We start from the raw sequence: 12475 nt of genomic DNA on the forward strand, positions 1-12475 counted from the left end.
CATAAAAAAAGGGGACTGATAGTATAACGATTCACATCGTTGTTATTTCCGGCAGAACTTGTATGATAAAAATTTCAATCTTATTTTCGTCTTTCCTTTTGTTGAAAGGGGCTCTCACTGTTTTGAACCTGGGGCAAAGGTAGTGTTTTCAAATGACAAAACAAAATTATATTTCGTATTCTCTGTTTGAATAAACGCTTTTTGTCGGTGCTGCATCGGCTTTGCATCGGGCTTTTGGGCGAAATGGGCAAGTCCTATCTAAATAATTGTCACCTTCTTATCGCTGAATTGAGGATCCGAATTTGCCGAAAGTGCCTATCCATAGGCGTTAATAAGAAAATACAAGTGTTTTGGAATTTTATATTTTTTCTTCACTTGCAGGCTGCTTGGCGAGGGCTTCGGTGATCTTTTTCCCAGTCTCTTCGTATAGCCACAGGGCTCTTGGAACGTGAATGGCCCGGGCCGAAATGGGGACATGTTTTTCCTTTTTGAAGATTTCGCCGGTCACTCCGTAGACCTCGGGTGAGGTGGCGGCAAAGATGGCTCCGACGGCTCCCTCCTGAGGTGTACTGATAAAGGGGCGGAAAAAACGGTTGGCCAAGGGGTCGACCCACGAGTGCATGGTAATCATGTTGGTGTTGACTACCCCGGGGTCGGCAGCATTGACCCAAATGCCCCGAGGTCGCAATTCCTGGGCCAGCCGGGCGGTGTAGAGGGTAAGGGCCAGTTTCGATTTGCTGTAAGTCTCGAACCGTTTATAGTGGCGAGGCGATTCCTTAAAAAAGTCCTCGTCAATGTCTCCGATATACCGGGTGAGCGAGGTGGTGGTGACGATGCGGCTGCCCGGGTGCATGAGAGGAAGCAACAGTCGGGTGAGCAGTACGGTACCTATGTAGTTGACGCCGATGGTCGACTCAAACCCGTCGGCGGTTTGGCTGTAATGCTGATTCATGACTCCGGCATTGTTAATAAGCGTTTGTATCGATATGGACTCTTGCGAGAGGTGGTTGGCAAAAGCGATGATAGAGGCAAACGATGCCAGGTCGAGCGGCAACAGGGTGATGTCGGTATTGCCTGTCTTTTCGATAAGTTGTTGCTGCACGGGTTGCGATTTGGCCAGGTTGCGGCAGGCCATGATGATGGAAAGCCCTTGTTTGGCCAGCGCCTCGGTGATGGCCTGGCCTATGCTGCCGTTGGCTCCGGTAATGATATAATACTCCTTATTCATTGAGCATGCGGTGTTTGACTATGAGACGAACCCGGGCAGGCATAACCGACGCCAGCGGTATGAGCAGTCGATTGAACAGTCCGGGGATAAGTTGTTTCTTTCCGTGAAAGAGAGCGTTGAGCGCTTTGCGCACAAGGCGTTCGGGTGTCATGAGTATGCCCAGCTTTACCCCCAATTTCAGCAGGCGGGGCGGAAGCCCGTAGAGGCCGGTAGCTACTCCGCCGGGACACACGACGGTGGCATGGACACCATAGTCGCTCAACTCGTAGGCCAGTGCCCGTGTGAACACCCGTATGTAGGCTTTTGTCGCGGTGTAGAGCGCTATGCCGGGATAGGGGGTCCAGCAGGAGAGCGACGACATGTTGAGCAGGTAGCCGTGGTGTCGTTGGCACATGTCGTTGGCAAAGAGGCGTGAGAGTCGGGTTACTGTGCCCATGTGCAGTTGAATCATGGTCTCGATTTTGGCCGGGTCGGTGCGTACCACTTCACGGAAGGAGAAGATGCCGGCGTTGTTGATGAGTATATCGATGACCAGCCCTTTTTCCCGGCAATATTGATAAAGCTCGTCGGCCGCTTCGGGTCGGGCCAGGTCCATGCACAGGGTTTCGACCGGTACTCGATAGTCGGTAGCTATGCGGGTCGATTCGCGGTCGAGGTCGTCGCGGTCGATGCTCACCATCACAAGGGCTGCCCCCCAGGCTGCCAGTTGTCGGGCAAATTCGAGCCCGATACCCGAGCTGGCCCCGGTAACGAGAGCTGTGCATGGCGATAGGTCTCTATTGCGGGTCATGGCGGTGAATCTTTTCTATCTCCTTGACGATGCACGGGGGCAGTTGTCCTTCGAGGTGTTTGTGGCAGGCCATTTCGATGGAGTACATGCGGGCTATGCAGTAGTTGGTGTGGTCGCAGCCGCAGCGCACCTCGTCCTCGTTTTTCATGCGGTTCACGAAGTCGGGTTCGTTGATGAGGGCCCGTCCCATCTGCACGAACTCGAAGCCGTGGTTGAGTACCTTGTCGATGGTGGGCCGGGAGACCAGACCGCCCACGTAGATGAGGGGCAGTTTGAGGGCTTCGCGGAATTTGAGTGCATCGTCGAGGAAATAGGCCTCGCGGAACGGCACGGTGGGTATCATGAACCGGCCGGCCAGTTTCACACCGTATTTGAGCCACCAGGTCTTCATGTAGTAGGTGAGGGTGGTGATGGGCATCTCGCCCCGCATCACATACATGGGGGCTTTGCTCACGAAGCCACCGCTCAGCACCAGGGCGTGGGCTCCCAGTTGTTCGAGTTCGCGGGCAATGACGATACCCTCGTCGATTTCGATACCCCCCTTGAAGCCGTCGCGCATGTTGGTTTTGACGATGACGGCCATGTCGTTGCCGGCCGCCTTCATCACCTGTTCCATGCACATGCGCATGAACCGCATGCGGTTGTCGAGCGAGCCTCCGTATTCGTCATGGCGGTGGTTGGTATAAGGCGAGAGGAACTGGCTGATGAGGTAACCGTGTCCGGCGTGAATCTCGACGGCGTCGAATCCTGCATCGCGAGCGTTGTTGACCGCGTCGCCAAAGGACCGGGCCATCGCCTCGATTTCGTCCTTGTGCATACCCCGCACAAAGGTGGGCGAATAGAGGTTGAATCCGGTCGAGGCCGAGATGGGAATCTGGCCTGCCGTGCTGCGGTGCGACATGTTGCCGCAGTGGCCCAACTGAATGGAGGCCTTGGCCCCTTCGGCATGAATGGCGTCGGTGATGCGTCGCAGCGGTTTCACGATTTCGGGGCGCATCCACAACTGATGTTTGAAGGAGAGCCCGTTGCGGGTCACCGAGGCATAGGCCAGCGTAGTCATGCCTATACCGCCGGCAGCCACACTGCGGTGGTAGTCATACAGCTTTTGGGTAGGTGCGTTGTGGTCGCACATACCCTCGAAGGCGGCCGACCTGATGGTGCGGTTGCGCAGGGTGACGGGGCCTATCGAGGCCGGCGTGAAGAGTATGGACGGTTGTGAAGATGAGTCGGTATTCATGATTTCAATAGATGAAAGGAATTATCTTTTTGCGTTTCTCTCGTGTGAACTCCTCGCCGAACTCCTGGGTGTAGCGCTTGTAGAGTGAGGCCGAGCGGGGAGCCAGGTTGGCAAATGTCCACCAGGCAAAGACGGCACCCGACCACGACCAGGTGAAGATGGCGAATCCTACCCATTCGAGAAATTCGCCGAAGTAGTTGGCCGACGAAACCCAGCGGAACATGCCGCCCCGCGGGATATAGTGACGCCGGTCGCCCGGCTTGCGTAGGTGACGTATGATGGAGTCGGACTGGATATTGATGTACATGCCGGCCACGAAGGCAATCACCCCGATGATGAACTGGGGCGAGGTGAACCAGGCCGGGGTATAGTAGTCGAGCGGCGAAATGTAGAAAATCCACCCTCCCTGCATGAAGGCGTTAAGCAGGTTGAACACGACACCCATGCTCACGATGCTGAGGGGCATGCGGCTGTTCCCCTTGATGAGGAAGGGGAAGATGAACGAGCGTTGGAAGTAGTGCACCTCGAACAGCACCAGAAAGGCGATGCGCACCGGGTCGTAGCGATATTCGTCGGGGGAGAGCAGCCACAGCACGAGCATGGCAATGAATACCGGGGCCTCCATCACCACCCACCCGATGCGGTTGGGCAGCGAGACTCCCCACTTGCGGTCGAAAAGCATGCCGTAACCCGCACTCACGAAATGGAGGGCAATAAACACGATCAAGGCCGTGACGGCCATTACGATTAAGAAAATATTGAATGTGGCGGTTTCCATGGTCTGCCAAAACAAAAAATAGATAGAATTGTTATTCCAAAGATAGAGAAAAGCGAGATTAGAAACAAACCTGAATCTGGATTTTACAGTTTGTTCATGCCAAGTCGCCTCTGTTTTTACAAAGATATATAATTTTGATAAGATAAATTTCTATTTAAATACTTTTCTTAAACGTCTCGTATTTTTACAGAAAGAAACATTTTGCCGGCTTATTATAAAGCGGAGTAAATACCTTGAAGGGGTGAAACAGAGCGGATAAATATTTAAAAATAGATAATTAGCTCGAATAAAATCGATGGAGCGTTTAATTTTGCAGCATTTGAAATTGGATAAAACGATATGAAAAAGATGCAGAGAACTACATTGATGGCAGTTTTGTGCGGAGTATTGGCCGTGGAGAATGCCTGTGCTCAGCATGTAGAGCCGCTGGCCTTTGCCGACTTTGAACATTGGGTGACTCGCGAAATCAAGGAGTCGGCCCTCCTGGGAGGCAAGACCAAGACCGTCTATGCCATTGCGCCTACTCGCCATATCCAGGGGAACAAGGCCTATAAGAATATGGGAGGCTCGCCGTGGGCTTCGTCGAACGTGATGGCCAACGTGATGGGAGTAGTGAAGGCCAGCAACACCGTCCGTCCCGAGAAGCGCGAAGGGGGTGGCACCTGCGCCTGCATGGAGACGGTTATCGAGGATTGCTGCGTGTTGGGCATGATGAATCTGCATGTGCTGGTGAGCGGCAGTATCTTCCTGGGCGAGGTGAACGAACCCATTCGCTCGACCAACAGCCCTTACAGCAAGATGGAGATGGGAATCCCCTTCACCAAACGTCCTACCCGCTTGATTTTCGATTATAAATACAAGGCTTCGCCCGACAATTTTCGCACCCAGTCGACCGGGTTCAGTGCCCGCAAGCAGTTGCCCGGCCGCGACAACGGCGAGGTCTATATTCTGTTGCAACATCGTTGGGAAGATGCCGACGGCAACGTCTACGCCCATCGGGTGGGCACTGGCCGGGAACGTTACGGCAAGAGTACTGCCGGGTGGGTGAACGGTCACAGCATACCCATTCACTATGGCGATATTACCGACAAACCGTTCTACAAGTCCTACATGGGGCTTATTCCCGAGGAGAACTCCTACTACTGCCGCAACAGCAAGGGCAAGATGGTGCCTGTGGTCGAGGTGGGTTGGGGCAAACCCGATGAGCCGGTCACCCACATGCTGGTGATGGCTTCGGCTACCTGCGGTACCGCTTATGTGGGCGGGTTGGGCAGTACCCTCTGGATTGACAACATCGCGTTGGGGTATTGATCTTGATAACCGTGTATTGACGATAAGAAAAGGGGCCTGAACGGTAAGTTCGGGCCCCTTGCTTATTGGGTGGTTTAGTCGTTAGTTCTGTTTGAAGATATAGACGATAACCCCCGTCTGGTTCGACGAGCGGTTGCTGCGCTCGAAGCGTGAGCGGCGGGCAGCCGCTTCGGCCGAGGCCCGCAACTTGGGGTTGGAGAAGGCGGTTCCTTCGCTCCCTTTGACGGTGGCGATGGCGCTGATGACCTGCCCCTGGGGGTTGACCGTAATCGATATGGCAATGGTGCCGGCGTCGTTGCTGTTGTCGTATTGGGGATAGGGCAGAGAGCCCACCAGTCCGCGGCCTCCGAGGTTGTAGCCGCCATATCCGCCCACACCGGTGAGTTCGCCGGTCGACGAGTTGCCGAAGGGGTTGCCCTGTGTACCGCTCCCCGTTTCGCTGTCGCCTCGGCTACCGTCGTTCAACACCCCTTTGCCAAAGGCATTCTTCACCTGGTTGGCAATGCGGTTGTCCTGCTTGTTCTCCTGGACAGCTTTCTTTTTGTTCTCCTCCTCTTTCTTCTCGATCTGGATACTCTCCTCGTCGGTTTGGGTCATCAGTTCGTCGTCGTTGGTGCGAGGCTGTTCGGCCTGGGGCTCCTCGGGTTGAGGCGCGTTCGACTCGAACATACCCGAAGCCTCGTCGACCAGTCCCACCTGCACCAGTACACCGCTGCCCGATCCCATGGGTTCGGGCCCCAGGAGGGTAAACCACAAGACGAGCAGCACGACCAGATGCACGGCAACGGTAGCGGCTATGGCTTGTATCTTATCTCTTTTTTGCGGTTCCACGGGGAGGCGTTTGATGGGTTACGGATTCGGGTGAGGTTACGGGTTGCGCACCGGCTTGGTGGCCAGCACCATTTTCAGATGGTTGTCGTTGGCGACGTTGAGTACCTTGACAATCTCGCGGTAGGGCACCGTCTCGTCGGCATAGAGGGCTACATAGCGCTCGGTGTCGTGCTGGGGTGTCTCGGCCAGCTGTTGTACCAGTTGGTCGTAGGTGACCGCTTGCGGTGCCTCGTTGCCGAAGGAGATGTAGTAGTCCATGTTTTCGTCGATAAGCACCCGGGTGAGGGGTTTGGCCGCCGCCTGCTGGTTGCTCTGAGGCAGGTTCACCTTGATGGAGTTGGGAAAGACGATTGTCGAGGTAATCATGAAGAAGATAAGCAACAGAAAGATGACATCGGTCATCGATGCCATGCTGAATGTGGCCTCTATCTTGTGTCTTCGTTTCAGTGCCATAGTCTTGTCTCCCCCTCGGTTATTCGGCCGGCTCGTTGAGCAGGTCCATAAATTCCATTGTCTTCGATTCGAGCTGGTTCATCACGCCGTCGACGCGCGACACGAGGTAGTTGTAGGCAAACAGGGCGATGATACCCACGATAAGTCCGGCTACGGTGGTTACCAGAGCTTCGTAGATACCGCCCGAGAGGGTCGAGATGTCGGCGTTGTTGCCGGCCGAAGCCATGTTGTAGAAGGCCCGCACCATACCGGTCACGGTCCCGAGGAATCCGATCATGGGGGCACCGGCAGCCGTGGTGGCGAGCCAGGGGAAGCCCTTTTCGAGTTTGGCAATCTCGATGTTGCCCACGTTCTCGATGGCCACCAGCACGTCGTTCATGGGACGGCCCAGCCGCGAGATACCCTTGGCGATGAGCCGGGCATAGGGGGTGTTGGTTTTTTTGCAGAGCTTCAAGGCGCTGTCGATGTTTCCCTCGTGGATATAGTCCTTGATGCGTTCCATGAAGGAGTTGTCTTCGCGGGCGGCACGGCGAATCACTTGCAGCCGCTCGACAAAGATATAGATGGAGAGCAGCGAGAGGAGCAACAGAGGTATCATGATGATTCCTCCCTTGCAGGCCAGGTCCCAGAGGTTCAGGTCGCTGGCGGTCTCGACCGGGGTAAGCACGGGCGGTGTGGCCAGTGTGTCGGTAGTTTGCAGGAGCAAAGTAAGCAGGTTCATGATATAGCTTTTAACAGGTTTATTTCAGACAGTCTTTGTATCGTTTGATAGTCTCTTTCAATCCCAGGTAGAGGGCATCGCAGATGAGGCAGTGGCCTATCGATACCTCGCTCAGGAAGGGAATGCTTTCGTGGAGGAACCTTAGGTTTTCGAGGTTGAGGTCGTGGCCGGCATTCACGCCCAGTCCCAGGCTGCGGGCATGCTCGGCCGCCTGTACGAAGGGGGCAACGGCTGCCTCGCGGTCTTGTGCATAGCGCACGGCATAGGGCTCGGTGTAGAGCTCGATGCGGTCGGTGCCGGTCTTGGCAGCATAGTCGATCATTTCGAGGTTGGGCTCGACGAAAATCGAGGTGCGTATGTTGGCGGCTTTGCAGCGGTCGATAATCTTGGAGAGGAAATCGAAGTTGGTTTTGGTGTCCCAACCGGAGTTCGAGGTAATCACATCGTGAGCATCGGGGACCAGTGTCACCTGGGTAGGCTTCACTTTGAGTATCAGGTCGAGGAATTTCTCCGAGGGGTATCCCTCGATGTTGAACTCGGTGCTTACGGCCGGTCTCAGTTCGTAGACGTCGGCATAGCGAATGTGACGCTCGTCGGGACGCGGGTGCACGGTGATACCTTCGGCTCCGAACGATTCGCAGTCGAGCGTGACTTTCAATACATTGGGCACATTCCCCCCGCGTGCGTTGCGCAGGGTGGCTATCTTGTTGACATTAACACTTAACTTGGTCATTTCTCTTTTACCCTAATCTTGTTTCGGTGTGACTCTGGGTCGGCACGGTTTGTTTCGTTTTCATGAAAGGTAGCCGATTGCGGCGTTCACCGAAAAATAGCTATCTTTTATATGCGATAGGATTCAGTTCGGTATAGCCAAACTTGAAAACTGTGTTTTCGTTTGCCTCTACTCTCACCTTTCACTATCTTTGTAGAAGATAGGAGTCGGCTCGGCCTTGTCAAACTTGAAAACACCGTTTTCGTTTGCCACGGCTCTCGCCTTTCACTATCTTTGTATTATCTTTCGTGCAAAAATAATACGATTTACAGAAATATGTGCAATAAATGAAAGCAAAAGATATGATATTGCCCGAAATACCTTACTTGTCGGCCGAGATGACGGTGGGGCAGGCCCGTGCGGTGTTGGATCGTTCGGGTCGGTCGAGTCTGCCGGTGGTCGATGCGGGGGAGTATGTGGGCATTCTTCACCGTCGGGAACTGGCTGGCGAATCCGATGGGGATACGGTCGGACGGGAGAATCTGAGGCAGCCTGCCGTGCGGGAGGAGACTCACCTGCTCGACGTGGTGAACCAGTTTGCCCAATATACCGACGACGTGCTTCCCGTGGTCGACCGGAACCGCCGTTACGTGGGGGCTATCCCCATTCATGCGGTGATGGTGGCCGTGGCCCGGTTGTGTCAGACCTCGTCGTCGGGGGCCATCATCGAGCTGGAAATTCCTCGGGCCGACTACTCGGCAACCGAACTTACCCGGCTGGTGGAGGATAACGGTTGCCGGGTGATGAATCTGATGATACGCCCCGACGAGAAGTCGGGCCTGTGGCGGGCTTGCCTGCGTATCGACCGTGAGGACGCCACGCCGGTGTTGCGCTCGTTGGAGCGGTTTGACTATCGGGTGCTGAGCTGTTACCAGCTGCACAGTGTGATGGACGACCGCATCGAGCAGCGTATCAAAGAGTTGATGTATTATTTGGAAATGTGAGGTGTGTGATGAAAATTCTCTTGTTTGGACATAATTATCAGGGTTCTCGCTTGGCTCAGGTGCACGAGGTGTTGCAGGTTTTGTCGCGCATGAAGGCTTCGCTGGCGGCCCACCGCGAGTTTTACGAACTGCTCTCCCGCGAATGGCCCGACGTGTGCCAGAGCATCGAACCTATCGACTGTTGCAGCGATTATCCGGCCGACATGGCATTGAGCATCGGGGGCGACGGCACGTTTTTGCGGGCCGCCGAGAAGATTGGCGACCGGGGTATCCCCGTGCTGGGGGTAAATATCGGGCGTCTGGGATTCCTAGCCGATGTCCCGGCCGAGGAGACCGAGGCGGTCATGACCGAGATTATCGAGGGGCGTTACAAAATCGAGGAGCGGTCGTTGCTGCAAGTGGAGTTCGACGGTCGTCCGGCCGATTTTTGGCCCTATGCTCTCAACGAGGTGGCCGTGTTGAGGCAGGAGATTTCGTCGATGATTTCAATTCACACGACGGTGGGGGATAGCTTTCTCAACACCTACCAGGCCGATGGCCTTATCGTGGCTACGCCTACCGGCTCGACCGCCTATTCGATGAGTGTGGGTGGCCCCATTCTCATGCCGCAGACGGCCAACTGGGTAATCTCGCCGGTGGCTCCTCACAGCCTCACCATCAGACCGCTGGTGGTGAACGACGATACCGACATTACCCTCCGGGTCGACAGCCGCAACCACAGCTATCTGCTCAGTCTCGACGGCCGTTCGATTATGCTCGGGACCGATACGCAGGTGGTTTTGCGCAAGGCTCCTTTCCCCGTCAGAGTGGTGAAGCGGTTGGGGCACAGCTTCTCGGAGACGCTGCGGGCCAAACTGATGTGGGGGGTCGACAAGCGCGAGTAACTTCTGCCGGGTGATGGAAACCGCATGGCAAACGCCCCGGGCTATCCGATAGTCGGATTGCCCGGGGCGTTTGGGTATTTAAGGGTGGAAGCTGTTTACAGAATCATCAGCTCTTGGCCGGGTATGGCGACGAAGGTGGCGAAGAAGAGCCCCGCCAGTGAGAGCAGCCACAGCACGGACAGGAAGATGTTGAGCGCTGTCGATTGTGATTTCCAGTGGAAAATCGACCCCAGCACCAGGCGCAAGATGGCGTAGAGGGGTATGCCGAAGGTGAGCAGCAGCGATACGGTGAAGAGAATCAGTTCCCAATGGCCGTTGACGACGTCGATGTGTCCCGGGAAAATTGAGATGAACGGGGTGACGACGGCTGTGGAACCCAGGAAGAGGAGGCTCAGCAGGCTGACGATGCAGGTGACCAGCGCCCCGATAATCGAGAGGGCGATGAGGGCGCCTATACCGATGAAGAAGACCTTGAATACCCCGCGGAAGATTTCGCCCAGCGTGTGCGAGAGTGCACTGCCGGTCGGGGCGCTGCTCCCCTGCTCCTCTTCGACGGCACGGCGTATGTTGTCGACGTTGGGAGTCTCGCCCCGCATTTCGAGCTTTTGGGCGGTGGTGCGGGCTTCGGGAACGCAAATCCACAAGAGCAGGTAAATCCATATCGACGAGGCCCACAGGGGTAACAGCAGGACCAGAATGACCCGGATAACCACCACGTCGATGCCTATGTAGTGGGCGATACCCGAGGCCACACCGCCCAAGATGCGGTTGTCGGAGTCGCGATAGAGCCGGCGTCGCCGGGGGGTGGCAGCTTCTGTCGCAGGGTCGGCGTGGCAAGTCGTATCGGAGTCGGGATTTGATTTTGAATCAGAATCGGGATTCTTCTCACCGGTTGTTTCGTCGGAGGTTTCGCCTTCGAGCGGGTTCTCGATTTCGTCGGGGCGTCCCATGATGGCAATCACCTCGTTCACCTCCTGGCAGGTAATAACCTGCATGCCATATCCCAGCCGCTCCTTGAACAGCTCGGCTATGCGGCTCTCGATGTCGTTCAGAATCTCTTCACCGCCCTTTTCGTGGGCAAAGTGGTCGTTCAGCGATTTCAGGTAGGCGTCGAGTATTTCGTAGGCATCGTCGTCGATGTTGAAGATGGTCTTGTCGAGGTTGACGGTTACAGTCTTTTTCATATAGCAGTCTGATTTATTGTTCTTTGATATGAGTAATCACCTGGTTCAGTTCGTCCCAGGCCGTGTCGAGTTCGCTGAGGAAGAGTTCGCCTTCGTCGGTCAACTCGTAGTATTTGCGCGGTGGGCCCTGGGTCGACTCCTCCCACACGTAGGTGAGTAGCCCCGAGTTTTTGAGCCGGGTGAGCAACGGGTATAGCGTGCCCTCCACCACAATGAGCTTCGAGGCTTTGAGCGACTGGATAATATCCGAGACGTAGGCCCTTCTTTTTTGCAGAATAAGCAGTGTGCAATACTCCAATATCCCTTTGCGCATCTGCGACTTTACATTGTCGGTGTTCATGTTCAGTACCTTTTACGACACAAATATAGGTATTATACAGTAACTTGTATTACATAGTACTTGTAAATAATATATTTTAACAGATTGAACAACGGGGACAATCATTTGAAAAGAGGCGGGCAGAGGTTGTTTTGAGTGTTGAATCGCATTACATTTGCAGGGAAAAGAGCGGGAGGGTTTCTATTATGTATGAATTTCGTGATGCTGAGTTTGGTCTTGTGCGGGTGAGGGTTGACAGTCGGGCCCGCAGGCTGATATTCCGGGTAAAGGAGGGGGTGATGGTTATCACCTCGCCGGCGGGCTATTCGCTCGAGCAGGTGCGTCGGTCGGTCGACGAGTATCGCGGGCGGTTGAGGCGGTTGATGGCCCGGGGCGAAGCTGTGCAGGAGCGGTGTCGGCTGTCGGTAGGTGACCGCATACCCTGTTACGGAGGCGACATTGCGTTGGTGGCCGGGGTGGTGCGCGACCGTTTTCTCTTTCGGTATGAGGGTGATAGCCTGCAAGTGCTCTGCCCGCCGGGAGCCGACCTGAACGACCCGCGGGTGCGGAAACGCCTGGCACAAGGCGTGTGCCGGCTGCTCTACCGGAGGGCTCAGGAGCTGTTGCCCCGGCGGCTGGCTCAGGTGGCCTGCCGGGTGGGGGCCGAACCTCGTGCCGTGTCGATAGGTCGGGGACGTCGCAAGCTGGGTCATTGCACCCGCAGCCGCGAGATACAACTCTCGTTCTACCTCATGTTCCTGCCCGAGCCGCTTGTCGATTATGTCATTTGCCACGAACTGGCCCATTTGCAGCAGATGAACCACGGCCCCCGATTCCACGATTTGTGCAACCGCTATTGTGGTGGGCAGGAGCTTGCGCTGCGCAAACAGTTGCGCGCCTTCACCTTTTTGTTTTAATAAATAAGATTATACAATGTAAAAAATAATTAAATAATAGGGGCGAAATATTCTATTTTACGGGCTGTCAAGCCGTCGCAGTTGTGTAATATATAATATTGTACTA

Annotated in this window: 14 protein-coding genes; 4 read left to right on the forward strand and 10 right to left on the reverse strand. The window is 55.2% G+C overall.

Annotation, left to right across the window (positions count from 1 at the left end):
• Window positions 1-358 precede the first annotated feature (358 nt).
• From BARVI_RS08840 to BARVI_RS08855, 4 genes are read right to left on the reverse strand one after another with little or no spacing between them, the layout of a single operon-like run.
• The gene (locus BARVI_RS08840; protein ID WP_025278888.1) at window positions 359-1228 is read right to left on the reverse strand and encodes an SDR family NAD(P)-dependent oxidoreductase; all 870 of its coding nucleotides are present in this window, start codon (window positions 1226-1228) and stop codon (window positions 359-361) included.
• Complete coding sequence (locus BARVI_RS08845) at window positions 1221-2018, reverse strand: SDR family NAD(P)-dependent oxidoreductase (RefSeq protein ID WP_025278889.1); 798 nt, start codon at window positions 2016-2018, stop codon at window positions 1221-1223. The genes BARVI_RS08840 and BARVI_RS08845 overlap by 8 nt, the downstream gene beginning before the upstream one ends.
• Window positions 2005-3255 carry an NADH:flavin oxidoreductase gene (locus BARVI_RS08850; RefSeq protein ID WP_025278890.1) on the reverse strand — a complete coding sequence of 417 codons (1251 nt, stop codon included), beginning with the start codon at window positions 3253-3255 and terminating at the stop codon, window positions 2005-2007. The genes BARVI_RS08845 and BARVI_RS08850 overlap by 14 nt, the downstream gene beginning before the upstream one ends.
• Before the next feature lie 4 nt (window positions 3256-3259).
• Window positions 3260-4033, reverse strand: a complete 774-nt coding sequence (locus BARVI_RS08855) for a DUF1295 domain-containing protein (protein WP_025278891.1) — start codon at window positions 4031-4033, stop codon at window positions 3260-3262.
• A 339-nt stretch (window positions 4034-4372) separates the two neighbouring features.
• On the opposite strand from BARVI_RS08855, the gene BARVI_RS08860 reads away from it, so the two are divergent.
• Window positions 4373-5344 carry a PCMD domain-containing protein gene (locus BARVI_RS08860; protein ID WP_025278892.1) on the forward strand — a complete coding sequence of 324 codons (972 nt, stop codon included), beginning with the start codon at window positions 4373-4375 and terminating at the stop codon, window positions 5342-5344.
• 81 nt (window positions 5345-5425) lie between these two features.
• Here the strand turns inward: BARVI_RS08860 and BARVI_RS08865 are convergent, their stop codons facing one another.
• Genes BARVI_RS08865 through BARVI_RS08880 form a run of 4 tightly spaced genes read right to left on the reverse strand, consistent with a single transcriptional unit; the run spans window position 5426 to window position 8082 of the window.
• The gene (locus tag BARVI_RS08865; protein WP_025278893.1) at window positions 5426-6175 is read right to left on the reverse strand and encodes a hypothetical protein; all 750 of its coding nucleotides are present in this window, start codon (window positions 6173-6175) and stop codon (window positions 5426-5428) included.
• Between the two features lie 36 nt (window positions 6176-6211).
• On the reverse strand, window positions 6212-6628 hold the full coding sequence (locus BARVI_RS08870; protein WP_025278894.1) for an ExbD/TolR family protein: 417 nt from the start codon (window positions 6626-6628) through the stop codon (window positions 6212-6214).
• A gap of 19 nt (window positions 6629-6647) precedes the next feature.
• Window positions 6648-7349 carry a MotA/TolQ/ExbB proton channel family protein gene (locus tag BARVI_RS08875; protein WP_025278895.1) on the reverse strand — a complete coding sequence of 234 codons (702 nt, stop codon included), beginning with the start codon at window positions 7347-7349 and terminating at the stop codon, window positions 6648-6650.
• 19 nt (window positions 7350-7368) lie between these two features.
• On the reverse strand, window positions 7369-8082 hold the full coding sequence (locus tag BARVI_RS08880) for a pyridoxine 5'-phosphate synthase (protein ID WP_025278896.1): 714 nt from the start codon (window positions 8080-8082) through the stop codon (window positions 7369-7371).
• A 326-nt stretch (window positions 8083-8408) separates the two neighbouring features.
• Here BARVI_RS08880 and BARVI_RS08885 point away from each other — a divergent pair, with 326 nt between their 5' ends.
• Together BARVI_RS08885 and BARVI_RS08890 are read left to right on the forward strand one after the other, a co-directional pair.
• The gene (locus tag BARVI_RS08885) at window positions 8409-9065 is read left to right on the forward strand and encodes a CBS domain-containing protein (protein ID WP_025278897.1); all 657 of its coding nucleotides are present in this window, start codon (window positions 8409-8411) and stop codon (window positions 9063-9065) included.
• A gap of 8 nt (window positions 9066-9073) precedes the next feature.
• Window positions 9074-9949, forward strand: a complete 876-nt coding sequence (locus BARVI_RS08890) for an NAD kinase (protein ID WP_025278898.1) — start codon at window positions 9074-9076, stop codon at window positions 9947-9949.
• Between the two features lie 95 nt (window positions 9950-10044).
• Here BARVI_RS08890 and BARVI_RS13010 read toward each other — a convergent pair whose 3' ends face one another.
• Window positions 10045-11133, reverse strand: a complete 1089-nt coding sequence (locus BARVI_RS13010; protein ID WP_025278899.1) for a PspC domain-containing protein — start codon at window positions 11131-11133, stop codon at window positions 10045-10047.
• A 13-nt stretch (window positions 11134-11146) separates the two neighbouring features.
• On the reverse strand, window positions 11147-11473 hold the full coding sequence (locus BARVI_RS08900; RefSeq protein WP_025278900.1) for a PadR family transcriptional regulator: 327 nt from the start codon (window positions 11471-11473) through the stop codon (window positions 11147-11149).
• A 185-nt stretch (window positions 11474-11658) separates the two neighbouring features.
• On the opposite strand from BARVI_RS08900, the gene BARVI_RS08905 reads away from it, so the two are divergent.
• The gene (locus tag BARVI_RS08905; RefSeq protein ID WP_025278901.1) at window positions 11659-12369 is read left to right on the forward strand and encodes a M48 family metallopeptidase; all 711 of its coding nucleotides are present in this window, start codon (window positions 11659-11661) and stop codon (window positions 12367-12369) included.
• Window positions 12370-12475 lie beyond the last annotated feature (106 nt).

The organism is Barnesiella viscericola DSM 18177 (genome assembly GCF_000512915.1).
Lineage (GTDB): Bacteria > Bacteroidota > Bacteroidia > Bacteroidales > Barnesiellaceae > Barnesiella > Barnesiella viscericola.